25 protein-coding genes and 1 pseudogene are annotated in these 25,436 nt (G+C 70.3%); 14 read left to right on the top strand and 12 right to left on the bottom strand.

What is annotated here, in order from left to right; genetic code table 11:
• Positions 1–36: 36 nt before the first annotated feature.
• Complete coding sequence (locus tag AB0M29_RS28600; protein ID WP_365387674.1) at positions 37–708, top strand: pyridoxamine 5'-phosphate oxidase family protein; 672 nt, start codon at positions 37–39, stop codon at positions 706–708.
• Positions 709–718: 10 nt separating this feature from the next.
• Here the strand turns inward: AB0M29_RS28600 and AB0M29_RS28595 are convergent, their stop codons facing one another.
• Positions 719–952, bottom strand: a complete 234-nt coding sequence (locus AB0M29_RS28595) for a hypothetical protein (protein ID WP_365387672.1) — start codon at positions 950–952, stop codon at positions 719–721.
• Between the two features lie 203 nt (positions 953–1,155).
• Here AB0M29_RS28595 and AB0M29_RS28590 point away from each other — a divergent pair, with 203 nt between their 5' ends.
• The 5 genes from AB0M29_RS28590 to ppdK all read left to right on the top strand — a co-directional run bounded on the left by AB0M29_RS28590 (position 1,156) and on the right by ppdK (position 7,946).
• Complete coding sequence (locus AB0M29_RS28590) at positions 1,156–2,022, top strand: universal stress protein (RefSeq protein WP_365387670.1); 867 nt, start codon at positions 1,156–1,158, stop codon at positions 2,020–2,022.
• 164 nt (positions 2,023–2,186) lie between these two features.
• A complete protein-coding gene (locus AB0M29_RS28585; protein WP_365387667.1) occupies positions 2,187–3,023 on the top strand; it encodes a universal stress protein in 837 nt (278 codons plus the stop codon).
• A 288-nt stretch (positions 3,024–3,311) separates the two neighbouring features.
• A complete protein-coding gene (locus AB0M29_RS28580; protein ID WP_365387665.1) occupies positions 3,312–4,202 on the top strand; it encodes a universal stress protein in 891 nt (296 codons plus the stop codon).
• 39 nt (positions 4,203–4,241) lie between these two features.
• Entirely contained in the window at positions 4,242–5,252 is a 1,011-nt protein-coding gene (locus AB0M29_RS28575) for a zinc-dependent alcohol dehydrogenase (RefSeq protein WP_365387663.1), read from the top strand.
• 39 nt (positions 5,253–5,291) lie between these two features.
• Positions 5,292–7,946 (top strand): pyruvate, phosphate dikinase, encoded by a 2,655-nt coding sequence (gene ppdK / locus AB0M29_RS28570; RefSeq protein ID WP_365387661.1) that lies wholly within the window; start codon positions 5,292–5,294, stop codon positions 7,944–7,946.
• Between the two features lie 283 nt (positions 7,947–8,229).
• Here the strand turns inward: ppdK and AB0M29_RS28565 are convergent, their stop codons facing one another.
• Positions 8,230–8,886, bottom strand: a complete 657-nt coding sequence (locus tag AB0M29_RS28565; RefSeq protein ID WP_365387658.1) for a pyridoxamine 5'-phosphate oxidase family protein — start codon at positions 8,884–8,886, stop codon at positions 8,230–8,232.
• Positions 8,887–8,888: 2 nt separating this feature from the next.
• Entirely contained in the window at positions 8,889–9,965 is a 1,077-nt protein-coding gene (locus AB0M29_RS28560; protein WP_365387656.1) for a zinc-dependent alcohol dehydrogenase family protein, read from the bottom strand.
• Between the two features lie 409 nt (positions 9,966–10,374).
• On the opposite strand from AB0M29_RS28560, the gene AB0M29_RS28555 reads away from it, so the two are divergent.
• Together AB0M29_RS28555 and AB0M29_RS28550 are read left to right on the top strand one after the other, a co-directional pair.
• Complete coding sequence (locus tag AB0M29_RS28555) at positions 10,375–10,662, top strand: hypothetical protein (RefSeq protein WP_365387652.1); 288 nt, start codon at positions 10,375–10,377, stop codon at positions 10,660–10,662.
• Positions 10,663–10,846: 184 nt separating this feature from the next.
• On the top strand, positions 10,847–11,431 hold the full coding sequence (locus tag AB0M29_RS28550; protein ID WP_365387650.1) for a dihydrofolate reductase family protein: 585 nt from the start codon (positions 10,847–10,849) through the stop codon (positions 11,429–11,431).
• 125 nt (positions 11,432–11,556) lie between these two features.
• On the opposite strand, the gene AB0M29_RS28545 is transcribed toward AB0M29_RS28550, so the two are convergent.
• Positions 11,557–11,721: a hypothetical protein gene (locus AB0M29_RS28545; RefSeq protein ID WP_365387647.1), complete on the bottom strand. Its 165-nt coding sequence runs from the start codon at positions 11,719–11,721 to the stop codon at positions 11,557–11,559.
• Positions 11,722–11,745: 24 nt separating this feature from the next.
• On the bottom strand, positions 11,746–12,327 hold the full coding sequence (locus tag AB0M29_RS28540; RefSeq protein ID WP_365387645.1) for a hypothetical protein: 582 nt from the start codon (positions 12,325–12,327) through the stop codon (positions 11,746–11,748).
• Between the two features lie 387 nt (positions 12,328–12,714).
• On the opposite strand from AB0M29_RS28540, the gene AB0M29_RS28535 reads away from it, so the two are divergent.
• The 4 genes from AB0M29_RS28535 (at position 12,715) to AB0M29_RS28520 (ending at position 16,922) form a co-directional block, all read left to right on the top strand.
• Positions 12,715–13,263, top strand: a complete 549-nt coding sequence (locus AB0M29_RS28535) for a GNAT family protein (protein ID WP_365387643.1) — start codon at positions 12,715–12,717, stop codon at positions 13,261–13,263.
• Positions 13,264–13,472: 209 nt separating this feature from the next.
• Complete coding sequence (locus AB0M29_RS28530; protein ID WP_365387641.1) at positions 13,473–15,188, top strand: protein kinase; 1,716 nt, start codon at positions 13,473–13,475, stop codon at positions 15,186–15,188.
• Positions 15,185–15,814, top strand: coding sequence for a hypothetical protein (locus tag AB0M29_RS28525; protein WP_365387639.1), 630 nt, complete (start codon positions 15,185–15,187; stop codon positions 15,812–15,814). The genes AB0M29_RS28530 and AB0M29_RS28525 overlap by 4 nt, the downstream gene beginning before the upstream one ends.
• Before the next feature lie 613 nt (positions 15,815–16,427).
• Positions 16,428–16,922, top strand: a complete 495-nt coding sequence (locus AB0M29_RS28520) for a peptidoglycan-binding domain-containing protein (protein ID WP_365387636.1) — start codon at positions 16,428–16,430, stop codon at positions 16,920–16,922.
• A 302-nt stretch (positions 16,923–17,224) separates the two neighbouring features.
• Here the strand turns inward: AB0M29_RS28520 and AB0M29_RS28515 are convergent, their stop codons facing one another.
• The 3 genes from AB0M29_RS28515 to AB0M29_RS28505 form a co-directional block, all read right to left on the bottom strand.
• Positions 17,225–17,500, bottom strand: coding sequence for a hypothetical protein (locus tag AB0M29_RS28515; protein WP_365387634.1), 276 nt, complete (start codon positions 17,498–17,500; stop codon positions 17,225–17,227).
• Between the two features lie 470 nt (positions 17,501–17,970).
• The gene (locus tag AB0M29_RS28510; RefSeq protein ID WP_365387632.1) at positions 17,971–19,389 is read right to left on the bottom strand and encodes an NAD(P)/FAD-dependent oxidoreductase; all 1,419 of its coding nucleotides are present in this window, start codon (positions 19,387–19,389) and stop codon (positions 17,971–17,973) included.
• A 227-nt stretch (positions 19,390–19,616) separates the two neighbouring features.
• Positions 19,617–20,618 carry a helix-turn-helix domain-containing protein gene (locus tag AB0M29_RS28505; protein ID WP_365387630.1) on the bottom strand — a complete coding sequence of 334 codons (1,002 nt, stop codon included), beginning with the start codon at positions 20,616–20,618 and terminating at the stop codon, positions 19,617–19,619.
• Positions 20,619–21,538: 920 nt separating this feature from the next.
• Here AB0M29_RS28505 and AB0M29_RS28500 point away from each other — a divergent pair.
• Entirely contained in the window at positions 21,539–21,826 is a 288-nt protein-coding gene (locus tag AB0M29_RS28500; protein ID WP_365387627.1) for a hypothetical protein, read from the top strand.
• Positions 21,827–21,962: 136 nt separating this feature from the next.
• Here AB0M29_RS28500 and AB0M29_RS28495 read toward each other — a convergent pair whose 3' ends face one another.
• The 3 genes from AB0M29_RS28495 to AB0M29_RS28485 all read right to left on the bottom strand — a co-directional run bounded on the left by AB0M29_RS28495 (position 21,963) and on the right by AB0M29_RS28485 (position 23,714).
• Positions 21,963–22,487 carry a hypothetical protein gene (locus AB0M29_RS28495; protein WP_365387625.1) on the bottom strand — a complete coding sequence of 175 codons (525 nt, stop codon included), beginning with the start codon at positions 22,485–22,487 and terminating at the stop codon, positions 21,963–21,965.
• 223 nt (positions 22,488–22,710) lie between these two features.
• Positions 22,711–23,106, bottom strand: coding sequence for an SRPBCC domain-containing protein (locus AB0M29_RS28490; protein WP_365387623.1), 396 nt, complete (start codon positions 23,104–23,106; stop codon positions 22,711–22,713).
• A 5-nt stretch (positions 23,107–23,111) separates the two neighbouring features.
• Entirely contained in the window at positions 23,112–23,714 is a 603-nt protein-coding gene (locus AB0M29_RS28485) for a CGNR zinc finger domain-containing protein (protein WP_365387620.1), read from the bottom strand.
• Positions 23,715–23,735: 21 nt separating this feature from the next.
• Between AB0M29_RS28485 and AB0M29_RS28480 the strand changes: the two are divergent.
• A pseudogene (locus tag AB0M29_RS28480) lies at positions 23,736–24,186 on the top strand (VOC family protein).
• Between the two features lie 300 nt (positions 24,187–24,486).
• Here AB0M29_RS28480 and AB0M29_RS28475 read toward each other — a convergent pair.
• Entirely contained in the window at positions 24,487–25,362 is an 876-nt protein-coding gene (locus tag AB0M29_RS28475; protein ID WP_365387618.1) for an NAD(P)H-binding protein, read from the bottom strand.
• Positions 25,363–25,436: the final 74 nt, after the last annotated feature.

The following is a 25,436-nucleotide window of genomic DNA, read 5'->3' as shown; positions in this document are numbered from 1 at the left end:
CTGGATGCACGGACGCGAGGAGAGCGAGGTTCTGCCGTGGGCGCGAGCAGCGAAGACGGCGCGCGGCGGACCGATCCCGGCGTTCTCGCGCGGCGCATCGCCGAACGGCGTGAGCAACTCGGTATGAGCGAGGACGATCTGGCGTCCGCGGCGAGCATGGCGCCGCGGTATCTGCAGTACCTGATGGAGGAAGGTCCCGACTTCGATCCCGGCGGCTTCGTGCGGATCGCCGCCGCTCTGCGGCTGACGTACCGGGAACTTCTCGAAGGGCGCGCCGACCTCCCGCCGGGACAGACCGGGCCCGGGGCCCAGCCGGTCCTGGTCCGCCTCACCGTGGCGGAGTGCTGGGACAAGCTCGGCGTCCGCGGGCTGGGCCGTCTCGCCCTGCCGGTGGAGCCGGGACCCGCGGTGTTCCCGGTGAACTACGGGGTGGACTCCCGGTCGATCGTCTACCGGACGGTGCCCGGCGGCGCCACCGCTCCCGAGCGCGGCGCTCAGGTGTCCTTCCAGGTCGACCGGATCGACGAACACCTGGCCCAGGGCTGGAGCGTCCTGGTGACCGGCACCGCGGAACTGGTGGAGGACCCCGCGGCGGTACGGCATCTCACCCAGGAGCACGCCGCCGAGCCCTGGGCCGGAGGCGAGCGCTCCCAGTGGATCCGCATCCGTCCCGACAGCGTCACCGGCCGCCGGATCTCCACGATCTGAGAGCAGCCGCTCAGCGGTCCCGCGGCGCCGCTCCGCTCGCACGGAAGTGCGTCGACCACACGTGCGCGGGATGGGCGGGGTCGGCGACCGGCGACGAGCCGTGCGGCCACTCCTGGGCGTGCACGATGTGCAACGGGATCCCGCGGGCCGCCGCCTCGTCCGCCGCCCACCGCACCACCTGCGCGTTCACCTCAGGACGGGTGGAGGAGACACCCGCCACCACCGTTCGGCCGGTCTCAGTCATAAGGGACTCCTTCGTCCGGAGGTCACATGCCCTGCCACCTCTCATCCTGGGCGCCGGTTCCGAGGGCCCGACAGGGCTGGCCGGGCCCACCCGTGGCCCTGTCGGCCCTACCGCGTCCGGCCGCGCGGGCCCGAAGGTGGCAGGGAACAGCGCGGCAGTCGCCCCGTCCAGCAGGACCGGGGCACGACGAGATGGTGGCTGGGATGACGAAGCATGTGGTCGTCGGAATCGACGGCTCCCCGGAGAGCATGGCGGCAGCCCGCTGGGCGGGCCGCGAGGCGGCAGTGCGCGGCGTGGGGCTGCAACTGCTCAACGTCTGGCAAGCCCCTGTGGGCAGCGTGCAGTTCGCGCCCGATCCCGAACAGCTCCGCTTCTGGGAGGAGACCAGGCTGCGCGACGCCGCCAACGAGCTCAAGGAACGGCACCCGTCACTGGCCGTCACCATGGAGCAGGTGGCCGGAATCCCGATGAACGTGCTGCTGGAGGCCGCTGCCACCTCCGAGATGGCGGTCCTCGGCTCGCACGGCCTCGGCGGGATCTCGGGATTCCTGTACGGCTCGGCGGCCCTGCACGTGCTGGCCCGTTCCGATCAGCCGGTCGTGCTGGTCCGGGCCGACGACCAGTCAGCCGACCCCGCCGGAGCTGCCGTCGTCGTCGGTGTGGACCTCGTCCGCCCCTGCGACGGCCTGCTGACGTTCGCCTTCGAGGAGGCGGCGGCACGGAACGTCACGCTGCGCGTCGTGCATGTGTGGAACGTGTACAAGGAGTACGGGTACGCGGCGCCCGCGCTGGACCAGCGGCTGGCACACGAACTACGGGCCGAGCGGGCGCGGGACCTGACACGGCTGCTGGCACCCTGGCGCGCCAAGTTCGACGGCGTCGAGGCGACCGAGACGGTGCTCGACGGCCCGGTGACCGCGGGGCTGGTGGAAGAAGCCAGACATGGGGCGGCCCTGCTCGTCGTCGGCCGCCGCAGGCCGCACGGGCCGGCTGCCGTACGTATCGGCCCCGTCGCCCACGGTGTCGTCCATCACGCGCCCTGCCCGGTCGCCGTGGTCTCGCATGCGTGACGGCCCGGCCGTCCGGCGGTGGCGCCGGGCGGGCGGCGGGGTGACGATCGAAGAGGGAACCGGCCCGGGCAGGGGCACGGTGCGTCGGGCTGAGGCCTGCAGGGCGTCGCTGCCCGACGGCGCGCGCTATCGACTGGATCCGAGTGCGGGAGAAGGTGCGGACGATGGAGTTCCCCCTGGTGGTCGGCGTCGACGGCTCGGACTCCAGCCTCGACGCGGTGGACTGGGCGACAGACGAAGCGGGCCGCCACGGGCTGCCGCTGAAGGTGGTGTACGCCTCGCTGTGGGAGCACTACGAGCGGATCAAGCCGTCGTTCAGCCCGGACCGGGCAACGGAGCAGGTCATCGCGGAGAACATCGTCGCCTCGGCCGCGGAACGGGCCGGGCGGCGCGCCCCTGATCTCAAGGTCTCGGCCGACGTGGTGCCGCAGGACGCGGTGACCGCCCTGCTCGACGAAGGCCGGCACGCGTTCGCCGTGGTCACGGGCAGCCGAGGCCGTGGCGAGATCACGGACCGGCTGCTCGGTTCCACCAGCCTGACCGTCGCGGCCCGCGCCCTGTGCCCCGTGATCGTCGTACGCGGGTCGTGGCCCGACCAGGACGCCGCCGCACACCGCGTCGTCCTCGGGGTGGGCGACCAGGGTGAGACGTCCGAGGCGGCCGCCTTCGCCTTCCGGGAAGCCGACCGGCGCGGCGCGGTCCTCGAAGCGGTGCGGGCCTGGCGCCACCCCGAGGGCGCCGTCGACGAGGCCATCGCCGACCGCGAATTCGACGAGGCGTTGCACGCCGGGGCCGCGGAACATCCGAAGGTGGCCGTCGAACGCCGCCTGATCGAGGGCCACGCACGCAAGGCCCTTGTGGCCCAGGCCGCCGACGCCGACCTCCTCGTGGTGGGCGCCCGCCACCGGCACGGCACCTTCGGGCTGCAACTCGGCGCGGTCAACCACGGAGTGCTGCACCACGCCCCCTGCCCGGTGGCTGTCGTCCCCCAGAGCTCCTGACCCGCGTCTCCCGCGACTCACTGCCCCGCAACGTGGCGAAGGGACGGCCGATGGCCCGGCACCGGACCTGGCGGTACCAGGGCTACGACCCCCGCGAGCGGAGGTCCTCCGCCCCGCCGGCGGCCGGCTCGCACTGGACCTGCCCAAGGACCGGCCGCCGCCCGATCCCGGGGACGACCGCGGCGGAACGGGGCCGTTCGGCCCACTCCAGGGACCTGCGGCCCCTGCTGCGGGCGGTTCGTCGGCAGCAGGCTGAGACCGGACACCCCCGAAGGAGAGGCAGCCACCATGCGCCGCACCGTGATCGCCGGTCTCGACGGTTCTCCGGAGAGCCTCGCAGCAGCCGGCTGGGCAGCCCGCGAGGCCGTGCGCCGCGGCGTCAACCTGCGACTGCTGCATGCCGTCGCACCACCGCCCCACGGCCCCCGCACCACCTCGGCCGACCTGGAAGCCCTGGGGGTGACGTCCCTCGCGCGGTCAGCCGAAGCACTGCGCGAGACGTATCCCGACCTGCCGATCACCGTTGACGAGATCCCCGGTCAGCCCCTGCCGGTGCTGTTCGACGCCACGGAGGAAGCCGAGTTGGTGGTGCTCGGCGCGCGAGGTGTGAGCGCCGCGGCCGGATTCCTGCTCGGCTCCGTCGCGCTCACCGTCGCAGGTCAGTCACCCGTCTCCGTGGTGCTCGTGCGAGCGGGTGAAGAGCCGTCCGACGAACACCGGCTGGACACCTCCGGCCAACCGGCCACGGCCACCCCGTACCGCGACGTCGTCCTCGGCCTCGACCTCACCCGGGCCAGTGACAGCGTCATCGCGTTCGCCTTCGACGCGGCCGCCCGCCGTGCCGCGAACCTGCGTGTCATCCACGGAGGGGACGAGACCGCGGCCGGCGGGCTCGCGGGCGTCGCAGCCGACCTGGGCCCCGGGTTCGCCACGCCCGGGAGCGACCGGCTGACGCGGGCCCTGGGCCCCTGGCAGGAGAAGTACCCGCACACCGAGGTGATCACCGAAGCCGTCGTCGGCGCCGCCGACCGCCACCTGATCGACGCGGCCACCGACGCGTCCCTGCTGGTCATCGGCCGACGCACGCACCGGTCCCGGGTCGCACCACACATCGGTTCCGTCGCGCACGCGGTCCTGCGCCACACCCTGGCACCCGTCGCCGTCGTGCCGCACGACTGACGTCAGCCAGCCGCCGTTCCCGCTGAGGAGAGAACCACGATGAAAGCTGCCGTTGTCCGTGCGTTCGGCGAGCCCCTGGTCCTGGAGGACCGCCCTGACCCACAGCCCGGCCCGGGCCAGGTACGTGTCCGGGTCGAGGCATCGGGGCTCTGCCACACCGACATCCACGCCGCCCACGGCGACTGGCCCGTCAAGCCCAGCCTGCCCTTCGTGCCCGGCCACGAAGGAGTCGGCATCGTCGAGGAACTGGGCGAGGGCGTCACCCACCTGTCCCTCGGCCAGCGGGTCGCCGTCCCGTGGCTGGGCAAGGCGTGCGGGCGCTGCGAGCACTGCCTGTCCGGCTGGGAGACCCTTTGCGCGGCCCAGATCAACACCGGGTACGGCTGCGACGGCGGATACGCGCAGAAGATGCTCGCCTGGGCCGACTTCGCGCAGCCCGTCCCCGACGGCATCGACCCGCGGGAGGCGGCTCCGCTGACGTGCGCGGGCGTGACCACGTACAAGGCGCTGAAGGTCGCCGGGGTGCGCCCGTCGCAACTCGTCGCCGTCTCCGGCATCGGTGGTCTCGGCCATCTCGCGGTGCAGTACGCGAAGATCGCGGGCGCCACCGTGGCCGCGATCGACGTCACCGACGAGAAGCTGGCGCTGGCGGCCGAGTTGGGCGCCGACCTGCTCATCGACGCCCGCAAGGACGACCCGTCGCAGGTGCTCAGGCGCCACGGCGGCGCCCATGCCGCACTCGCCCTCGCGGTGAACGAGGCATCGTTCTCCGCCGTCAACGCCGGGCTTCGGCGCGGCGGGAAGCTGGTCATGGTCGCCCTGCCCGCACACGGCACCATCGACATCCCGATCTTCGACACCGTGCTGAACGGCACCTCCGTCATCGGGTCGATCGTCGGGACCCGGCAGGACCTCGCCGAGGTCTATCAGTTGCACGCCGCGGGCCTGACCCGGGTGATCTACCAGACGCGGCCGCTGGCGGCCGTCAACGAGTCGATCGAGGAAGTTCTGCGCGGGCAGGTCAAGGCCCGCATCGTCTTCGAGATGTGAGTCCCGAAGGATCCGCGTGGTGAAAGGGGACGGCCCGTCATGCCGAAGTTCGTGTATGCGTTCGCCGAGGGCGACAGGTCGATGGCCGGGTTGCTCGGCGGCAAGGGAGCCAACCTGGCCGAGATGACCCGCATCGGCCTGCCGGTGCCGCCCGGATTCACCGTCACCACCGAGGCGTGCCGGGCCTACCTCGCCGACGGCGCGGAACCCACGGGGCTGGCGCAGGAGGTCGCCGCCCATCTCACGTCGCTGGAGCGGCGGATGGGACGGCGCCTGGGCGACCCGGACGATCCGCTGCTGGTGTCGGTGCGCTCCGGAGGGCGCTTCTCGATGCCGGGCATGATGGAGACCGTCCTGGATGTGGGGCTCAACGACGTCACCGTGGTCGGTCTGGCCAAGAACTCGGGCAGCGAGAGCTTCGCCTGGGACTCCTACCGGCGGCTCATCCAGATGTTCGGCACCACGGTGATGGGCGTCGACGGGGAGCTGTTCAGCGCCGTGCTCGCGCGGCCCGACGCGCCGCAGGGGCCGCTGCTCGCCGCGGAGTTCCAGGCGATCGTGCGCGACGCGGCGGACGAGGACTTCCCGCAGGACCCCGCCGAGCAGCTCCGCCGCGCGATCGACGCCGTCTTCGGGTCGTGGAACAGCGAGCGTGCCCGCCTCTACCGCAGGCGCGAGCACATCCCCGACGACCTGGGGACCGCGGTCACCGTCCAGGCCATGGTCTACGGCAATCTCGGCGCCGACTCCGGCAGCGGCGTCGCCTTCACCCGCGACCCTGCCACCGGCCTGCCCGGGGTGTACGGGGACTACCTGCCCGACGCCCAGGGCGAGGACGTCGTGTCGGGGGTCCGCAACGCCATGCCGCTGGCGGATCTGGCCGACCTCGACCGGTCCTCCTACGAGAAGTTGCGCACGTACATGCGCACCCTGGAGAACCACTACCGCGACCTGTGCGACATCGAGTTCACCGTCGAACGCGGCACACTGTGGATGCTGCAGACCCGGGTCGGCAAGCGCACCGCCGAGGCCGCGTTCCGGATCGCCGGGCAACTCGCCGACGAGGGCACGCTGTCCGCGGACGAGGCCCTGCTGCGGGTGGACGGCCAACAGCTCGCCCGGCTGATGTTCCCCCGGTTCGACGACTCCGCGGCGGGTACCCCGCTGGCCCGGGGCATCCCGGCCTCACCGGGAGCGGGTGTCGGCGCCGCGGTCTTCGACTCGGCCGAAGCGGTACGCCGGGCCGCCGCGGGAGAGGCCGTCGTGCTCGTACGGCGGGAGACCACCCCCGACGACCTGCCGGGCATGGTCGCCGCCCAGGCCATCGTGACCAGCCGCGGCGGCAAGACCAGCCACGCGGCGGTCGTCGCCCGCGGCATGGGCCGCACCTGCGTGTGCGGCGCCGAGGACCTCACCGTCGAGCAGGGCGCCCGCCGCTTCACCACCTCGGACGGCACCGTCGTCACCGAAGGGACCGTACTGTCCGTGGACGGCAGCGCGGGCACGGTTCATCTCGGCGCGCTGCCGCAGGTCGACTCACCGGTGATGCGCCACTTCGAGGCGGGCGCCACCGCCGGAACGGACGCCGGTACCGAGCCCGTCGCCCGCGCGATGCGGCACGCCGACGCCGTCCGCCGCCTGGAGGTGCGGGCCAACGCCGACACCCCCGAGGACGCGGCCCGCGCCCGCCGGTTCGGCGCGCAGGGCATCGGCCTGTGCCGCACCGAGCACATGTTCCTCGGCGAACGCCGCCCCCTGGTCGAGGCGATGATCCTGGCCCGGACCGACGCCGAACGCGAAGAGGCGCTCGCGGCCCTGCTGCCGCTGCAGCGGGCGGACTTCACCGGCATCCTCGCCGCGATGGACGGCCTGCCGGTCACCATCCGGCTGCTCGACCCCCCACTGCACGAGTTCCTGCCCGACCGCACCGACCTCGCCGTCAAGATCGCTGTCGCCGAGGCCCGGGGCGAGACCCCGGACCCGCGTGACCTGCGGCTGCGGGAGGCCGTCGAGCGCACCCACGAGCAGAATCCGATGCTCGGCCTGCGCGGGGTGCGCCTGGGACTGGTCGTACCGGGCCTGACCGCGATGCAGGTACGCGCGGTAGCGGAGGCCACCGCGGAGCGCCGCCGTGCCGGAGGCGACCCGCGCCCCGAGATCATGGTGCCGCTCACGGCCACGGCGGCCGAACTGCGTATCGTTCGCGACGAGGTGGAGCGGGTGCTCGCCCAGGTCGGCACGGAGACCGGTACCGAGGTGCACTGTCCCATCGGCACCATGATCGAGCTGCCCCGGGCCGCGGTGACCGCCGGACGCATCGCCGAGGCCGCGGAGTTCTTCTCGTTCGGCACGAACGACCTGACCCAGACCGTGTGGGGCTTCTCGCGGGACGATGTCGAGGCGGCGTTCTTCAGCGCGTACCTCGACCGGCACATCTTCGAGACGTCCCCGTTCGAGGTCCTGGACCGCGAAGGCGTCGGCCGGCTCGTCCGGCTGGCCGTGGAGGAAGGTCGCGCGGCCCGTCCCGGTCTGCAGACCGGGGTCTGCGGCGAACACGGCGGCGACCCTGACTCCGTGCACTTCTTCCACGACGCCGGCCTGGACTACGTCTCCTGCTCGCCGTTCCGCGTGCCCGTCGCCCGGCTGGAGGCCGGCCGGGCCGCGCTCCAGGGACAGCGGCCGACCGGCGGGTAGACAGCGGTCAGCGGCGGATCACCGGCGGGTCGCTGGACCCACCGGTGATCCGCCGCATCAGGCGGCGACGATCCGGCGTCCGGTGACGGTCGCGGGCTCGATCCGCAGCCCCCACCACCACAGCACGGCGGCTGGCATGAGCCCGGTGGTCGTGGTGGGCGGTACGTGGCGGGACGCCGGCGACGTCGACGGAGCCGGCGCGAGAGCCGCCGCGCGACTCGCTGTACACGCTCAGCACCGGCAACCTCACCACGCGAGGGGCGGTCGCCCACGGGCGCCCGTGTCAGCCGGCGGTGATGCGGCGCCCAGTGAGGCGCGCCGGCTCGATGCGCAGCCACACCGGGCGGTCGCCGCCCGCCCACGGAGCGGTGTGCGCCCGCGCCTGCAGCTTCAGCTCGGCATCCGCATCGGTGACCTCGACCGCGGGACCGTTGACGAGGACGCTCCAGCCCTCGCTGAGTGCCTCGTCGATCCGGTCGACTTCGAATGCCACCTGACGGCCCGCGGCCAGCGCTGGAGCGGAGCCGGGCGCCGTCCTGAAGACGACCGCCCCGTCCACGACGTCGTAGTTGACAGGCACGACCGCCAGGCCCGCGGCTGTGGTGACCGCGACCCGGCCCACACCGTGGTCCGCCAGCAGCACGAGGCACTCGTCGGGGCCGAGAGCGGTCAGGACGGGCTGGTCTGCGGCCTGGCCCATACCGGGTGGCAGACCGACATCGCCTCCGCGGAGCGCCTGCACGGTGGTCTCCAGCGCCTCGGAGATCTGCTGCAGGAACGCCAGCCCCGGTAGGGCGGTGGGCTGTTCCTCGACGTATTGCAGGTATCCGGGGGCGATACCGGCCCGCTCCGCGGCCTGCTCGCGCGAAAGGCCGAGCTCCTCGCGGCGCAGCCTGAGCCGCCGTCCGATGTCACCCGCCGACGTCGTCTCCTGGGGCATGATCACGCCTCCTCGCCGGTCCGCACGCTCACTGCCTCGTGGAGCGGTTCACCGAGCACGATCTTGAGTGCGCCGGTGTCGGCCGCACGCGCGAAGATGTCGTACGCCTCCTCCATCTGCCCCAGCTCGAAGGTGTGGGTGACCAGCGAGGACGCCGGGAGCCTGCCGTCGATGAGCATGCGCAGCAGCGTCGGGGTGGAGTAGGTGTCGACCAGTCCGGTGCGGATCGTGACGTTCTTGATCCACAGGTCTTCCAGATGCAGGGTGGCGGGCTTGCCGTGCACGCCGATATTGGCGATGCGGCCGCCCGGCCGGACCATGCGCGTACACAGTTCGAAGCTCTCCGGCACGCCGACGGCCTCCATGACCACGTCGGCGCCGAGCCCGTCGGTCAGGTCGGCGACGAGCTGCTCGCTCTCCTCGACGGTGGCGATCGCGTCCGCACCGAGGCGCTTGGCGGCCTCCAGCCGGGTCGCCGCCAGGTCCACGGCGACGATCCGGGCGGGCGAGAACAATCGCGCGGTGGCGACCGCGGCCAGCCCGATCGGCCCGGCGCCGACAACGGCGACGGTGTCACCGGGGCGCACCCGCCCGTTGAGGACGCCCACCTCGTACGCCGTCGGGAAGATGTCAGCCAGCAGGACGGCCTCCCGCGCGTCCACCGACGCGGGCAGCGGGTGCAGCGAGAAGTCCGCGAAGGGCACCCGCACGTACTCGGCCTGCGTGCCGTCGATCAGATGACCGAGCACCCATCCGCCGCCCTCGCGGCACTGCCCGTAGGCGCCCTCCCGGCAGAAGCGGCAGCGGCCGCATCCGCTGATGCACGAGATCAGCACCCGGTCACCGGGACGCACACCGCGCACGGCACCGCCCGTCTCGACGACCTCGCCCACGGCCTCGTGGCCCAGCACCGTGCCCGGTCGCACATCGGGCACATCCCCCTTGAGGATGTGCAGGTCCGTGCCGCAGATCGTGACGGCCTCGACGCGCACGATCGCATCGCCCGCGTCCTGGATTCCGGGGTCCGGTACGTCCTGCCACTTCGACCGGCCAGGACCGTTGAACACGAGCGCCTTCATGTCAGGGCCTCCCTCATCCCGGCGGAGCAGGCGTGGTCCCCGCCCGCCATCTCCAGCCTGGTGACGGGACGACCGCGGCACATGAGCCCTCCGGGCCACGGGCCCGGGGCCACTCGGCCCTCACAAGGGCTCACGCTCGCGCGATTGCCCGTGGCGCATCGCCCGGGTCCTGACCGCCATCGAAGCACGCTCTGGGTGTGCGCCTGGCACGCGCCGGCACCAGCTCTCCGGCGGAGGCGGACGGCCGATCCTGCTCTACCGGGTGGCCTTGCGGATCCCCCCGTAAGCTTGGAGGCGGAACCGCGTTCTCGGCCGTCACCGAACTCACCTCCTCCCCCAGCGAATCTTCCGTTGTCGAGGATCCCGGAGCCCAGTGGCTGTGCGTCGCCGTCGACTGGAGGTTGCCGCCATGGTCCTGATCGTTGTCATCCTGCTCGTCCGGCTCGGCGTGCTGATGGTCACGTGTACGCGCGCTGTCGCAGCTACGGCGCGTGCCAGGCGGCGTGACCGTGCACGTGCGGTGGGGGCCGGCGGCGGCACGGGTGGCGGTCAAGCAGAGGTCTCCGAACGGCAGCTCGTGGCTGACCGGTTGGCGGGGATCCTGGGGCAGCGCCCGTATCAGGAAGCGATGGAGGCCCTGGCCGGTGCGGAGGAGTCACTCGGTGCACTGTGGGTGCCTCAGCTTCGGGACGAATAGCGCCGCGACCCCGCAAGCCGGCGGTCACCGGGCGCAGCGAGGACTGGTGCATTTGCCCAGCACCTGCTCATGGTGATCTTGCTGGGAAATGAGTTCGGCGCAGGTGTCGATTTCGCGGATGGCTCTTCGTGTAGGGGGTGAAGCAGGCCGCGGAAGAGCGGTCCGCAAAAGCAAGGAGCCCGTTATGCGGCAGGTCAACGCCACCTTGTCCATCACTCTCGACGGAGTCGTCCAGGGGCCCGGCCGTGAGGACGAGGACACCCGCGGTGGCTTCACCTACGGGGGCTGGGGCGGCCCGTACAACGACCAGGTCATGGGCATGGAGATGTGCAAGAGCATGTCCAAGCCCACGGACATGCTCTTCGGACACCGGACCTGGACGGACTTCATCACCGCCTGGGGCACCCGCAAGGACGACAACCCGTTCACCACACACATGAACGCCGCGACGAAATACGTCTGCTCCCGGACGCTGGAGAACGCGGACGCCTGGCAGAACTCGATCCTGCTGAAGGGCGACGCCGCCGAGACGGTGGCCAAGCTCAAGGCGGAGGACGGCAAGGACCTCACGATCATCGGCAGCGCCATGCTGGTCCGCGAGCTGCACGCCGCCGACCTGGTCGACAACTACCAACTGCTCATCCACCCGCTCACCCTGGGCACCGGCACGAAGCTGTTCGAGGGCCCCGCCCCGCTCACCGAGTTCCAGCTCACCGACAGTGTCACCACCACCAAGGGCGTGATCATCGCCCGCTACTCCCGCACATAGGGGGAGCGAAACCGTGCGGTGTCCGGCTCGTTCACCGGTACGTGACCGCCTGCCCTTGAGGCGGGTTGACAAGACGACGAAGCCCCGGCCGCCTCATGGGCGCCGGGGCCGTCGTGCTGCTCAGTTCACTCGCTGGCCGGCGAAGCCAGTTCGGTTTCGCTCTCCGGCGCCGCCGTGTCCTCGGCGGTCGTGTCCGCCGCCCCCGGCGCCTCGGTGGCCTCGGTGGTCTCCTCGGCCGTGTTCACGCTGGCGCCGCCCTTGTCAGCGCCGCCACCCGTCCAGTCAGGCATGCGCTTCCCCTTCCGCGTGGCTGTTCAGGACCACGCCGGCGGGGCGTCGGCGTAGGCGGCTCCGCAGCCGCCCACCGGGCCGCCCCAGTCCTGGCCGCCGTACCAGTGGAGGGTTCCCCACTCCCGGCAGTTGTCGTTGTTGATCTCGGCACCGGCGCGCCAGTCGTCTTTCGGCTTCGCGGCGCCGTGGTCGAGATTGGTGCCCCACCAGGTGTCCCACGCATCCCAGGTGTAGACCCTCGCCAGCGCATTGGTAGTAAACGGGGAACCGTAATCTCCGTCGGGTGAGCTGAGGTACAGGTCGACGTAGGATCCGTAGTGGCTGGCTGCCCAGTTCTTGTCCCAGGTCCACTCCACGCCGAGGGTTCCGTCGCACGTGTTGTAGAGCTGTTCCACGTACCCCGCGACGGACGTCCCCTGCCAGCCGTAGACGCCCTCCTGACCGATCTGTTCCAGGCAGCCCGAGCTGCTCGCTGGACTCGCCGAGGACTCCAGCTTGGTCGCGGCGCTCGCGGTGTTGCTGGTGCCGAGTGTGGTGACGCCGGCCAGGGCCAGGGCCGCGGTGGCCATGGCGACGGCCCGCTGGTGCTTCCCAAGTTTCAACATGGGTTCCCCCCCATCGTTGATGCCCCATACAGGGGCAGCTGACTGTTCCCCCTTGCAGGGGCCGAGCGGTGGGATTTCCCAACTCGCGGCGACTCTCTCTCAGCCTCCACCCCACCCTGTTGCCCCCGCCCCACCAGACCGCGACGATACGGTCACGAGTCCTTGACCCGTCCTAGATTCGTCCTAGTGTCAGGTCAGCCAGGACAACACTGCCCGCATCCACGCCAGCCACCGTAACTAGCGGGTTCAACACCTCACCACAATGACCGGCTACTCAAAAAGCCTTGTGTCCAGTGCCTGTTCCTGAACCTCGACCCCGCTTCCAGGCCGGGACCAGCTGGGAAAAGCACTTGCGGCCCTGGGTACGCCGCCATTAGGCATGGGTCCGTGATCAAACACGGCAAGGTGTTGCTACGAGCGCGGCGAGACAGCGATGTGGACCTTCTGCACCGCGAGCTGTACGAGGACGTCGCCACGCGCGTTCGGGGTGACAACCGTCCGTGGAGGCCCTTGCCGACGGGGACTCAGTCGCCCTTTGCCGTCCCGCGACCTGATGATGAGACCCCTTGCTTCACTGTGGAGGACGTGGCCTCGGGAGAAGCAGCGGGCGAGGCGGTCGTGTGGGGCATAGACCTCCATAACCGCTGTGCCCACCTCGGACTGGCCCTACGTCCCGGTTTCCGTGGCCAAGGCCTGGCCACCGATGCAATGGTCGCCCTGTGCACCTACGGCTTCGCCGTCCGAGGCTTCCACAGACTCCAGGCAGAAACCCTCGCGGAGAACGCACCGATGCTCCGCGCCGCACAGCGGGCGGGGTTCACCGTCGAAGGAACACTGCGCCGCAGCTCGTGGGTCCTTGGATCATGGGCCGATGAGGTGATCCTCGGTCTCCTCGCGGACGACTGGGCTCATGAACGCGAAAGCGCACTTGGGTAGTCCGGCGCCCACCAGCGAGGACGTGCCGGACCCGCGTTCGTGTCGGCCAGGTCCACGCCGCGCAGGTGCGCGATGGCCGGATCCGTACGGTCAGGGTTGCGGAGGTCTGTCCTACGGCAACCGGGATGCCCGAAAATATGTCTCTCATCCCGTACTCGATGCTCCGGCGCGGGTGAGGTTCCGGGGCACGGCGGCCTTGGGGGGCGGACATGAGCACATGGGCGGTGCCGGGATACACCGAGTCGCTGGAACTCGGGTCGGGGGCGAGCGGACGGGTCGTGCTCGCCGTTCATGTGGACACCGGGGTTCCGGTCGCGGTGAAGTACCTCAGCGACTCCTTACGCACCCAGCCGGGCTTCATACAGGGGTTCCGCTCGGAAGCGCGGCTGCTGGGCGGGCTGGAGAGTCCGTACGTCGTCGGCTTGTACGAATACGTCGAGAGCCACGACGGGGCCGCGATCGTGATGGAGCTGGTCGACGGCATCTCGCTGCGCACCCTGCTGATCAGGCAGGGCCCGCTGGTGCCGGAGGCGGCGCTCACCGTCCTCAAGGGCTCGCTGCTGGGGCTGGCCGACGCGCACCGGGTCGGTGTCGTCCACCGCGACTACAAGCCCGAGAACGTCCTGGTCGGCACGGACGGGTCCTCCCGCCTCGTCGACTTCGGCATCGCGGTGGACTCCGGCGTCAGCGCGGGCATCGCCGGGACCCCGGCCTATATGGCGCCGGAACAGTGGACCGGCGCGCCCGCCTCGCCCGCCGCCGATGTGTACGCGGCCACGGCCACCTTCTTCGAGTGCCTGACCCGCCGAAAGCCGTACCAGGGCGAGAACTTCGCCGAGCTGGCATTACAGCATCTGGACGCGCCGATTCCGGTGGAACAGGTGCCGGAGGCGGTACGGGGTCTGGTGTCGCGGGGCCTGGCGAAGAACCCGGCCGTACGGCCCACACACGCCGCGGAGTTCGTGCGGGAGCTGGAGGTGGTGGCAGGGACGGCATACGGGCCCGACTGGGAGGAGCGCGGCCGCAGGGCGCTCGCCACGCTGGTTGCGCTGCTGCCCCTGCTGTTGCCGTCGGGGCGTACATCCCCGGCCTCCACGACGGACTTCGCCCGGACGGTGCTGCGTCAGCCCTCCGCGGGAGGCCGGCTGCGGCCGTGGCTGCCGGGCCGGGCAGGACTGCTGCTGTCGGCGGCCCTGGTACTGCTGAGCGCCGTGCTGGCCTACGGTGTCCCACCGGCCCCGACCGCTTCCCCGCGCGAGCCGGCGCGGGCGACGACCAGCGTGGGGCCCGGGGGCGACCCCGTCCCGGAGTTGAGCGAGTCGCCCCCGCCGTCGGTCACCACGACCGCCCGGACGGCCCCCGAGTCGCCCACCGATCCGGCCATGCCGTCGACCTCGCCTCCGCCGGTCATTTCGGCCGCGCCCTCGACCTCGCCTCCGCCGGTCAATTCGGCCGCGCCCTTGACCTCGTCCCCGCCGACCGATCCGGCCACGTCGTCGACCCCGCCCCCGCCGACCGTGAACGGCATCGGGTTGTCGAACCTCCGAAAGACCGGGTGGTCCACGGCCGCGGTGGAGGTGACCATCACCACGGACGGCACCGGACCTCTGTACCTCACGGTCAATTGGCCCTCGCGCCTGGCCCCGGACGAGCCGGGGCCGCCCGACAGGGCGCGCCGGTCATCCGAGCTCGAAGGACGCACCATCACGGTCCGGGACGAGCCGGGGCCGCCCGGCGGGACGTCCCAGCCGATCAAGCTCGAAGGACGCACCTTCTACCAGGGCACCATCGTCCATGACTTCCAGACCCCCCCAAACGCATGCGGCACGTGGTTGTGGACGGTCCAAGCAGAGACCGACCCCGCGAGCGCCGACGGCGGCGCGTCCCAGGAGATCAGCGTCGATTTCGGGCCGTGTGTGCAATGAACACCCCCGAAGACCAGGTTCCCGAGGAGCCCACCCGCGGACTCGGCCCCACCGAGGCCGAATACAGCGCCACAGTGCTGGCCAGCCAATGGTTCACGGGGCCTGAACAGGAGCAGGCCACGGCGACGGTGCCGGACCGCGTGGAGGGTACCGTCCTGCGCTTCGGCCCCGGTGTCCCAGCGGTGACGGCCCACCGTATCCGCACACTGCCCGTCACGCCCCCGCCCGTCCCACGCAGCGGCCCGCGCCGCTACGCGCTCCCGACGCTGGTCTTCGTCTGCGTCCTCGCCTTCCTGGCATGGCAGCGGCTCGGCCCCTCGGTGGAGGTACGCGACGTGTCCGTCACCGCCCGCCCGGCAGAGCTGGGCTGCGGCGAGACGACGCAGATCCTTGCCCAGGTCACGACGAACGGCCGCCCGGGCACGTTCACCTACCGCTGGTTCCGCAGCGACCGTACGTCCTCGCCCGTCCTGCGCGAACGCCTGCCCCGCGGCCAACGTCACACCACTCTCACCCTCCGCTGGACCTTCCAGGGCAAGGGCCACCACACCGGCCGAGCCGAACTCCGCGTCCTCACGCCGTCGATGCACACGGCGGTCACGAGGCTGACCTACGACTGCCGATGACCCGGCGGTGGCCTGTTCGGCCGAAGTGGCCACCGCAGTGGGCTTGTTCGGGGTGTTACCGGTAGGAGTCTGCGATCGGGTGATCTGACCCTTAAGCCTGTCTGTCTGCCTGTAGTCACCGATCGCGGTCGCCGGTGACGCACTTCTTCCAGAAGCTCCTGCCGCGGCGGCGGCCGGACGAACTCCACCACCTGCCCGCCCCAGCGGGTTCCCACCACCGACCCAGGCCGGCCTCCGGGGCAAGCACGCCCGCGTCCCGGCGCGGATCGTCACGAACAACACGCGCACAGTCAACGACAGCGCCGCGCATCGGCGGCAGCGTAGAACCAACCCCATCAAGCCCCAGGGGCACCAGCGCGGCGGGCACACATGGCACGTCTTCCGACGTGCGCAGGCCCCGCCGCGTCAGATCCCACGAGAACCGGAAGGACACGGAGTCTCAGGAGAACCGATGAACGTGAGGCCATTGAAGCGACCGAAACGCCAGGCGGAAATGGCCACGGGCCGAAGCCGAGGTCGTGAACTGCGGCGATAGCGGCTGCGATTCAGCCTTCTGGGGAGAGCACTCCTGTCACGCCCATGGCATTCCCACGCAAAAGGAAGGGTAGAGAATATGCAATTCCGCACCAAGAGAATCAACCTGGTCGCAGGCGTGGTCGGCGCACTGACCGCCGCCACCCTCGGGCTGAGCGCCACGCCGGCTTCCGCTGGCGGGAGCGGCCGGTCCGAAACCGCGCCCAAGACGGTTGCCGCCGAGGTCCATTGCGCCTCCTTCACCTGGGTGGCTATTGGTGGAGGGCTGTACCTCCACAGGCCGTCGACAAGCGCGAACTCAGGAAACTTCAACTGCGTCGTGGTCCGGGGGGACCACAACTACGCCGTGCTGGCCTTGCAGGAGAGCCTGAACGCCTGCTACACGCAGTCCCTCAAGGAGGATTCGGACTTCGGCCTCCTCACCGAGCAGGCGGTGAAGAACGCCCAGACAAGAATCAACTCGATCCATGGCCCGGTGCTGAGCGTGGACGGCCGTTTCGGCCCCATCACCAGCTCCTACTTCTCCTTCGAGATGTACAGGCAGGACGGCAGCCACACGGGCTTCTGCGTCTGAGTGCGCGCCTGGAACGCCCAGAACCTGCTTTCGAGCCCTCCGGCCTGGCGGGCACGGTAGCCCGGTATCAGGTGGGCTTCAGGGCAAGTCGGTGGCCACCAGCTTGAGAACGATCATGGCCGGTCGGTGCGCCGACCGGGTTCGCCGGCCTCCGGGGCACGGTCCCCAAGAGGATCGTGCCCCGGAGAACCTGCGCTGTTGCCCTCGGAGACCACCGGGCCGTGCTTGCCCAAGTCCGGCAGCGCGTTGCGGACCGGTCAGGCTGCCCGTCGTCGCCCCGGGCACTGACAACACGACCCTCGTCAGCCACCCGGGAGAGTCAGGAGCAACAGGAACTGCAGGCCCGTGCAGGCCGGGGTGAGGGCGCAGAAGATGATGCGGGCGCGTCGGAACGACAGTTGGCGGGGCAGGAGCCAGGAGGCGAGGACGGGGATGGGGGTGGCCAGGAACAGTGCGTTGCACGCGGTGAAGCGGTGGGCAAGTCCGGGCGGGCAGGCCTCGATACCGCACCTGGCGAGTACGGTGTGAGCCATCGCGAGCAGGGCCGCGCCCATGAGCAGGGGCAGCAACGCGGACACCGCCGCAGGCGCGAAGAACCAGTGGCGGTCCCTGTCCGGGTCCGCGAACGCAGGGCGACCCGGGCTTCCGGCTCCAGAACGCGTCGCTGTCATGGTTCCACTGCGCCACGACCGAGGTACGGCTGGAAGGGCACAAGTACTCAGGCGGTAGGTGTTGACGTACTCATGTCTCCTGGCGGCCTGCCGTTAGCGAAAGCGTCGCGGTGACGGCATCCCGAACGGACGGACGTCTTCCCGTACCAGCCGCTCAGGCCATGACCACCGCCGAACGGTTTCGAAAGCTGGCTCATGGATACTTCATCGCGGCCCGGCGCCGATGCCCAGGACGCGCATGAGGTGACACTGTGCTCTGCGGAGAGTCGCCCGTCCCGCGGCGGCCACGATGCTGGCGTCCGCGACACTCACCGCGGTTGCGGCCGGGCTTCCACGCCTGGCTACCGCGCCGAACAGGTGAGTGTGGATGTCATCGCCTATGCCGGTGGGATGGGCCGCAATCCGAGTCGTGGTGTGGTGACCAGGCGGTGGCGGGCGGAGGCGGCTTCGTTGAGGGGGTTGTTGAGGACTGCGGCGAAGTCGGGTCGGCCCGGACCGTGGTCGGTGGTGATCGATCGGTGTTGAGCGTCGAGTGCTTCTCTGATGAGCCGGTCGGTCAGGATCCGTGCGGTGGCGTCGGTGGCTTCTCGTAGGTCGGGCAGTCCGCTGATGACATCGGCGAACGCGCGGTCGGAGGCCGCGTCGTCGCGTCGTGTGGCGGTGCCGTGAATGAGCCGGTCGGAGGTGCGGAAGAAGCCGTCTTGGCCGATGTACCGCTCATACATGACGCTGACCAGGGCGAACAGCCGCGTGTAGGCGCGGCGGAAGGTGTGTTCGAAGAATCCCAGCGCTTCGGGCTCGGTGACTTCGCCCCGGTGCAGGGAGGCGACGCAGGCGGCTGCGGTGAAGGCGCTGAACAGGGCCAGGTGCACTCCGGTCGACAGCAGCGGGTCCAGGAAGCAGGCCGCGTCTCCCACGGTGAGGTACCCGGGGCCGCTGAACTCGTCGGCGATGTAGGAGTAGTCGGTCTCCACACGCACCGGGCCCAGGTGGCGCGCGGAAGCGGTGAGGCCGTTGATGAGAGGGGAGGCGCGGATGAGGTGGTGGTAGATCGCGTCGGTGGCGGTGTGGCGGCGGCGGTGGCGGGCGAAGGCGTCCTTGCTCGTGACGTATCCGATGCCGGAACGCCCCTGTGCAAGGGGGATGACCCAGTACCAGCCTTCGGGTGACGAGATGACGTTGATGCCGCCCGTCGGCGTGCCGGGCAGCAGATCCGCGTCTGCCCAGTAGCTCCACGCCGCGATGTTGCGGAGGTTCTCCAGCGGCCGGCGATTGCGCAGGGTGCGTGCGCTGAGCAGCCCGGTCCGTCCGGTGGCGTCGATGAGGAAGTCGAAGTCGTCGATGACGTACGACTTGCCGCCGCTGGGAACGCACCGGACGGACACGGGCCGTCCCCCGGTGAACGACACGTCGGTGACGGCAACCTCCGTCGTCACGTCGACGCCGTTGTCGCGGGCGTGCTCCAGCAGCAGGTGGTCGAATGCGGCACGGTCCACCTGCCAGGCCCGCGAGCCGACCTGCGTGCCCCAGTCGACGTTCCAGGTGTCGGCGTCCCAGTGGAAGGTGGCGCCGTGCTTGGGAAGGAACCCGTGGCGATCGAGCTTGTCCGCCACCCCGATGGCGTCGAGTATCGCGAAACACGACGGGGTCAGGGATTCCCCGACGTGGTAGCGGGGGAAGCGGGCCTTCTCCACTAGCACGACGTCGAGCCCTTCGCGGGCCAGCGCGGTCGCGGCAACCGACCCGGCCGGTCCTCCGCCGACGACCAGGACCTTCGTCACTGTGTGCTTTCCCATCAACCGCCCTCTCCTTGAGCTTCGGACACATCCGGCTCGCCCGGCGCGAAGGCCGCGGGCCGAGCCGCCGTGTACTGCTAGGGCACGCCGCATCGCGCTGCCGGCCGCCCGGCATGCCCGGAGCGTTCGCAGGCTGCCGGGGCGGATGACATGAGAGTGCCCGACCACGACCGGGAGGGATTTGGCCGGCAGCGCACAACACTTGGCCGTCAGCGAGGTGTCAGCGACTACGCCGGTTCCTGGGCCGCCGGGCGCCGCACCTGGCAGGCGGACTTGCGGAAGTCGCGGGGCGCCGTTCCGTACACGTCTCGGAAGGCGCGGCTGAGCGTGGCCTGCTCGGTGAAGCCCCAGCGTCTGGCCACCGTGTGGATCGGCACGTGGCCGAGAGCGGGATCAGCCAGATCGTTGCGGATGTTCTCGAGCCTCAGGCGGCGGATGTGGGCGGCGACGGTGGTGTCGCGCCGCTCGAAGAGGTGGTGCAGGTAGCGGATGGATATGTGGTGGGCGGCGGCCACCATGCGGGGGTTCAGCTGAGGGTCGCCGAGATGCCGGGCGATGAAGTCCTCAACGGCGAGCAGCACCACTTCGGCGTGCGACCCGAACGGCAGTGCGCTGTCGGCATCGAGGTGATGGCAGGCCAGAGTCGACAGCAGATGGACGAGAACAGTGCTGAGACGGCCGGTGTCGGTGGCCGTGAACCGCGGCATCTGCGTTCTTACGGTCAGCAGCGTCTGGGCCGTCAGCGCTCCGATCCCCCCGCTGCCGGATAATCGCATGGTCAGCAGGGGCTTCAGTCTGTCCGCGCTCGTCGGCAACAAGCTTCTCGGGACCTGGAGGGCCAGCAGTTCGGTCAGTCCGGGAGCGCCGGCGCCCGGCTGGAAGTAGAACGGCTGGGAGCTGTCGTAGAGCACCAAATCCCCAGCGCCGACGAGGTCTTCGTGCCTGTCGTGCCCGATGCCCAGGCAACCCCGCACCACCAGGGCGACGGTGCACACCTCGGGATCGCTGCGCCGGATGAGGGCGGGGGTCCGGATTCCCCGGTGGGAGCAGAACGAGAAGTTCAGCAGCGCGGCGGAGCCCAGCTCGCCGGCGCCGAGCTGCCCGATGAAGGACCGCGGTTCGTCCGTCCTGAGAGCCAGCGGCATCACCGCCTGCGAGCACATGTTCTCCCAAGCATCGAACCGCTCGGGCGCCTCCACGTCCTGTGCGCGGAACACCGTCATGACCATCGCTCACACCCCCACAAGCCTGTGCACGTCTCTTCCCGGCTCACCCTTGCCCCGTGCCAGTGCGTCACTGCAACGGCTCCCTTCACCATGGGAAACCACTGTCGCCAATATGTCGTGCTTCCTGTCGGTGTTCCTTCTCAAAGAATGCACTGTTCTTGGCACGATGCGCCCTGCTGGCACGGACCTGCATGGGCGTTGGCTGGCCACGGACTCCAAGGGGCGACCGGAGAAACCACCGAACTGGGGGCCCCGCTCGGGAATCCTCACCGGGCCCCAATCGCATCGACAGGCCGGGAGCCAGACCCGGTTCCGAGAGGCCCTGTCGGCACCGCTCCAGACGCCGGTGCCGGACCCATGAGCCGACAGCCCGGGATCAGACTTCCGGATCAGAGCGGCGGTACGGCGCGTGTGGAGTGCCGGGAACGACAGTTCGCACACCGGGAGCGGCCCCACATTCAGAAACACCCCTTCCGCACGGAGGTCATCCGTGTGCTCGGAGGTGAAGTGGTTCGGCGCCGGGCGACTGCTGACCATCTCAGACCAGTAGGCGAACCGCTCCGCGGCCGGAATGTCCTCGCTGCGAACGACGGTAGAAATCACTGCCACCCTCCCCAGGCGTGGGATCCACCAGGCCCATGCCGCCCTTTCCTTACGCGCCACCACGGCGCCACGTCAATGAAGGCTCCCCAGCCACCGCAGTGGCCGAAAGCCCCTTGCCTCCCGGCGCATCGCCGCGTAAGCGGCGGAGCGGACGCCCAGCAGGCCGCATCGACACAACATCAGCCGACGCCAACCGAAACACCCGGGTTAGCCTGACAGAGCCAACCCGTGAGCGGGTCCCGCCAGGTTGCGCGTCCGGAGGTGACGTGCGATCTACGGTGACAGGCACACAGTCACCATGCGACCGAAGGGGCGCGATCATGGCGTTCGGCATCATTCACCACTTCCCCGGCGGGACCGAAGAGCAATACGACGCGACCATCGCCGCGGTGCACCCGAGCCGTGACACCCTGCCGGAGGGTCAGCTCTTCCACGCCGCCGGCGCGTCCGGCGACGGCTGGACGATCATGGCCGTCCACGAGTCGAAGGCCAGTTGGGAGAGCTTTCGCGACAGCACCCTGCTCCCCCGCATGGAGGCCGGCATCACCGGCGGCTTCCAGAACCCTCCGCAGCAAACGGAAGTCGACATCTACAACCTTCAGCCCTGAGACTTCCCCGGATGAGGCAGTGAGCTGGGAGATCGACCGGCGGTACCGTCGGTCGATGGAATCCCAGACGCCGAACGGGTGCCCGTTTCATGGCGGTGGGGCGGCTGCGCAGCGTCTCGTGGGCCGCCCCCTTCCGCTACTTCTGCGTCACCGGCACCGTGCCTGCCGTCAACTCCCGTACCGCCGCCAGGATCTGCCGACACGGCACGTCGACAATATTGGGGTCGATCACGAGCACGCGGCCGTACGCCCTGGCGAACCTGGCGTTGGCCGCGTCGCGCGGGTTACTGCGGGCAGGACGAGGGAACAGCGGCAGGTCCTGGCCGGTCGGCGCGAAGAACATCACGCAGTTAGGACGAGCCCGCACTTCGGCCACTTCCGTCCAGGGCACGAGGGCGTGTCCGTGCACAGTGATCCCCGTCGCATCCAGCCGGACCAGGTATGCCGGCTTCCGCCACTCGCGCGCGTTGCAGATTCTCAACACGGTCCCCAGCGACAAGATAGTCGCCATGAAGGTCCACAGCGCGACCTGAATTTTACCCTCCGCCGTGACCACGCCGTCGCAGAACGAGACAGCTACGAGAAATTCGAGTAAAAGCGTCCCATAGCCGGGCCCCCTCAACTCCATCGCCCCGTCGGTCAAATCCTTTTCTTTCCGCACGGTTATCCCCCCTCAAAACCGCTCCCCCGGCTGAGACACACCGTCCCCAGAGAAGGTTGCAATCCGGTTAGCGCGTGTGCCGACGAGGAGACGCGCGAACTCGGCAGGCTTGGTGAACTTCGGTCAGTGACCGGAGTCGATGTCGACGAACCCGACGTGCGCGGCCCGTGCGAGTTCCGGCAGCCTGATGCGCTGAACTCCAGTCAGGTGTCATGCGCTGCCGTCATTGCCGGTCGAGGACTGCAGCGGCCCGGTCGAGGATGTGTCGCCAGTGCGCCCGCTGCTGTTCGCGCTCTTCGGCGCTCGCCAGGTGCTCTTGGTGGAAGCGGAGCATCGTCCGGGTCCCGTCGGCGGTGGGGGTGAGTGCGACCTGGACCGTGGTGGTGCCGTGGGTGACGCGGATGCGGTCTTCCGGGCGGTAGCCGCGCACCTCACCCGTCACCCCTGAGGCCGTCCGGTAGGGGGCGCCGCGTTCCGGAGTGAGGACCGCGCCGGCGCCGAGCCAGAGGGCGAGCCCTTCGGAGCTGCTGATGAAGTCCCAGACGACGGGCACTGGGTGGGGCAGCGTGCGGGACACGCCGATCTGCCAGCCTGCCTCTTTGGTGAGTCCGGTAGGCATCAGGGTCATCCTTCCTCGGAGTGGCGCGCGCGCAGCGCCCTCACCTTGTGGCGGTTGCCGCAGTGCTCCATGGAGCACCAGCGGCGGCGGCCGGGGCGTGAGGTGTCGACGTAGACAAGGTGGCAGTCCTCGGCGGCGCAGGTGCGGATGCGGTGCGCGAACGGGCCTGTCAGCAACTCGACGGCGTCCCGAGCGACGGCGGCCACCAGGTCGGTGCCGGTAGGGGTTCCGGCCCACTGCCGCTTCCCGGTCGGCGCGATAGCGGGTGCCAGGTCTGGACAGGCCGCTGCCTCGTTGATGGTCTCCAGGTCACCGGGCGGATGCGGCTCGCCGCGCGTGTGGGCGATGACCACCCGAAACAGTGCGTCGCGCAGCCTCCGGGCGTGCACCACCTCGGCTTCGGAGATCTCCAGCACGGGCGTCGGCGTCAGCCGCGACCGGTCCGCCCAGGCAGCCAGGTCGGCGGACTCGTGCAGGACCTCGTACCGGCGGAAGGGGCCGGGACCGCCGGTGGTCAGCAGTTCCAGGCACAGCGCGCCGGGGTCGAACCGGTAGGCGACGCCGGTATGGGAGTGCAGCGTCAGCCCCTTGGTTGCAGGGGAGTCCATGTAACCAATATAACTGGTTACATGGCAGTGAGTTGGAAGTTGGTCATCGACAGCACGAACGCGTCCGCCCTCGCGGACTTCTGGGCCGCGGCCCTGGAGTACGAGGTGGAGGACCCCAGCGCTCTCATCGAGCAGCTGCTGGCCGCCGGCCAGATCGGCGAGGAGGCGGTCGTCGAACATCGCGGCCGCAAGACCTTCCGCGGCTACGCCGCGATACGCCACCCCGACGACCCGTTCGATCAGACCAGCGGCGTCGGCCGCGGCCGGCGGCTGCTCTTCCAGGACGTGCCCGAGAGCAAAGTGGGCAAGAACCGCCTGCACCTCGACGTCCACAGCGAGCCCAGCGGCCTCGGCGAGCTGGTTGCCCGGCTGGAAGAACTGGGGCAACCGCGTCCGTGAGGTCGACAAGGGACCTGCCGGGCACTGGTGGATCATGCAGGACCCGGAAGGCAACGAGTTCTGCGCGGCGTAGGCCGGGCGTGATCGCCCTCGACATCTTTCAGGATGGCAGAACGGCAGCCCCGCCCACCTCAACGCCCCACCAGGCCCGTGTTCCGCTCAGCGGAACGTTGACTCCCATTGCCTCCCGGGTGCGGTGGCCGACCTCGTTCTGCCTGGCGCTGTCGGCCGGGCCAGAGGGACGGCCTCGCGGCGGTACCGGCTGTAAGTACCCCGTGGGGGTGACGGCATGACGCTGGATCACGCCTGGCGATCCGTTGCGACACCGATAGCCACGCCGAGGCGGCGCCGAGACCGACGACCGCTGCGGATCTCAGGCCAGAACAGCCGGCCTGAGTACCTCCTCGCACCACTGGCGGAAACCGGTCGGGGAGGGCTGCGCGCCCTGGTGCTCGGTGTCGTACGCGCCGTCGATCTGGGCCGCAGCCATGTCGACCAGGCCCTGTGCCCAGGCCTCGCTGGCCCCGCGCTGCAGGGCCATCTCCTTGTACGCGTCGAGGGGGACCTGTCGGCAGCGGACCGGCAGCTCCAGCACCTCGGAGATGATCTGCGCCATGTCGTCGGGGGATATGCGGTCGGGGCTGACCAGCGGGACGCCTTCCTGCCCCGTCCAGGAGTCGTCGAGCAGCAGTCGTGCGGCCGTCGCGGCGATGTCGCGGGTGGCGATCGTGGCCAGTACCCGGTCCGCCGCGGACGGGAGGAAGAACTCGCCCTGGCTCCTCATCGTCTCGGCCTGCCCGAGCAGGTTCTCCATGAAGGCGCCCGCCCGCAGGGCCCGGAAACCGACCCCCGTGGACCTGAGCAGCTCGTCCTTGGCCACGGACGCCGTCAGGTGCCCGGCGTTCTTCTCGATCCCGGTGCCCAGGGTCGATACGGCGACGACGCGCTTGACGCCGTGGCGGGTGATCGCCTCGCAGGCGGGGCGGGTCCAGTTCAGGTAGTGGTCTTCGACGTTGTCGGTCCGGGAGTCCGGCGGCACCAACCAGAACACGCTGTCCGCGCCCGCGAACGCCTCCATGACGACGTCAGGGTCGCCGTGTGAGCCGGTGAGGACGTCGACCCGCTCGCGCGCCCGGGCGGGAAGCCGGGAAGGGTCACGGGCTATCACGCGGACGGGCTGGTCACCGTCGAGCAGGGCCTCGAGGACTTGTCGGCCTATCTGGCCGGTAGGAGTGGTGATGACAATCATGGAAGAAGCATCTGATCCGGCCCGGCGGGACGGAAGGATCGCAGGGGTCGCGGTTGTTACCCTCAGGGACATAC

The organism is Streptomyces sp. NPDC051976 (assembly GCF_040680795.1).
Classification (GTDB): Bacteria; Actinomycetota; Actinomycetes; order Streptomycetales; family Streptomycetaceae; genus Actinacidiphila.
Note: the sequence above shows the minus strand (reverse complement) of the source record. Positions and strands in the feature narration are given on the sequence as shown.

Excerpts from the sequence above, each read along its gene's own strand:
- AB0M29_RS28595 (WP_365387672.1), bottom strand. The coding sequence starts at position 952 with ATGACTGAGACCGGCCGAACGGTGGTGGCGGGTGTCTCCTCCACCCGT.
- AB0M29_RS28590 (WP_365387670.1), top strand. The coding sequence starts at position 1,156 with ATGACGAAGCATGTGGTCGTCGGAATCGACGGCTCCCCGGAGAGCATG.
- AB0M29_RS28585 (WP_365387667.1), top strand. The coding sequence starts at position 2,187 with ATGGAGTTCCCCCTGGTGGTCGGCGTCGACGGCTCGGACTCCAGCCTC.
- AB0M29_RS28580 (WP_365387665.1), top strand. The coding sequence starts at position 3,312 with ATGCGCCGCACCGTGATCGCCGGTCTCGACGGTTCTCCGGAGAGCCTC.
- AB0M29_RS28575 (WP_365387663.1), top strand. The coding sequence starts at position 4,242 with ATGAAAGCTGCCGTTGTCCGTGCGTTCGGCGAGCCCCTGGTCCTGGAG.
- ppdK (WP_365387661.1), top strand. The coding sequence starts at position 5,292 with ATGCCGAAGTTCGTGTATGCGTTCGCCGAGGGCGACAGGTCGATGGCC.
- AB0M29_RS28565 (WP_365387658.1), bottom strand. The coding sequence starts at position 8,886 with ATGCCCCAGGAGACGACGTCGGCGGGTGACATCGGACGGCGGCTCAGG.
- AB0M29_RS28560 (WP_365387656.1), bottom strand. The coding sequence starts at position 9,965 with ATGAAGGCGCTCGTGTTCAACGGTCCTGGCCGGTCGAAGTGGCAGGAC.
- AB0M29_RS28555 (WP_365387652.1), top strand. The coding sequence starts at position 10,375 with ATGGTCCTGATCGTTGTCATCCTGCTCGTCCGGCTCGGCGTGCTGATG.
- AB0M29_RS28550 (WP_365387650.1), top strand. The coding sequence starts at position 10,847 with ATGCGGCAGGTCAACGCCACCTTGTCCATCACTCTCGACGGAGTCGTC.
- AB0M29_RS28545 (WP_365387647.1), bottom strand. The coding sequence starts at position 11,721 with ATGCCTGACTGGACGGGTGGCGGCGCTGACAAGGGCGGCGCCAGCGTG.
- AB0M29_RS28540 (WP_365387645.1), bottom strand. The coding sequence starts at position 12,327 with ATGTTGAAACTTGGGAAGCACCAGCGGGCCGTCGCCATGGCCACCGCG.
- AB0M29_RS28530 (WP_365387641.1), top strand. The coding sequence starts at position 13,473 with ATGAGCACATGGGCGGTGCCGGGATACACCGAGTCGCTGGAACTCGGG.
- AB0M29_RS28525 (WP_365387639.1), top strand. The coding sequence starts at position 15,185 with ATGAACACCCCCGAAGACCAGGTTCCCGAGGAGCCCACCCGCGGACTC.
- AB0M29_RS28520 (WP_365387636.1), top strand. The coding sequence starts at position 16,428 with ATGCAATTCCGCACCAAGAGAATCAACCTGGTCGCAGGCGTGGTCGGC.
- AB0M29_RS28510 (WP_365387632.1), bottom strand. The coding sequence starts at position 19,389 with ATGGGAAAGCACACAGTGACGAAGGTCCTGGTCGTCGGCGGAGGACCG.
- AB0M29_RS28505 (WP_365387630.1), bottom strand. The coding sequence starts at position 20,618 with ATGGTCATGACGGTGTTCCGCGCACAGGACGTGGAGGCGCCCGAGCGG.
- AB0M29_RS28500 (WP_365387627.1), top strand. The coding sequence starts at position 21,539 with ATGGCGTTCGGCATCATTCACCACTTCCCCGGCGGGACCGAAGAGCAA.
- AB0M29_RS28490 (WP_365387623.1), bottom strand. The coding sequence starts at position 23,106 with ATGCCTACCGGACTCACCAAAGAGGCAGGCTGGCAGATCGGCGTGTCC.
- AB0M29_RS28485 (WP_365387620.1), bottom strand. The coding sequence starts at position 23,714 with ATGGACTCCCCTGCAACCAAGGGGCTGACGCTGCACTCCCATACCGGC.
- AB0M29_RS28475 (WP_365387618.1), bottom strand. The coding sequence starts at position 25,362 with ATGATTGTCATCACCACTCCTACCGGCCAGATAGGCCGACAAGTCCTC.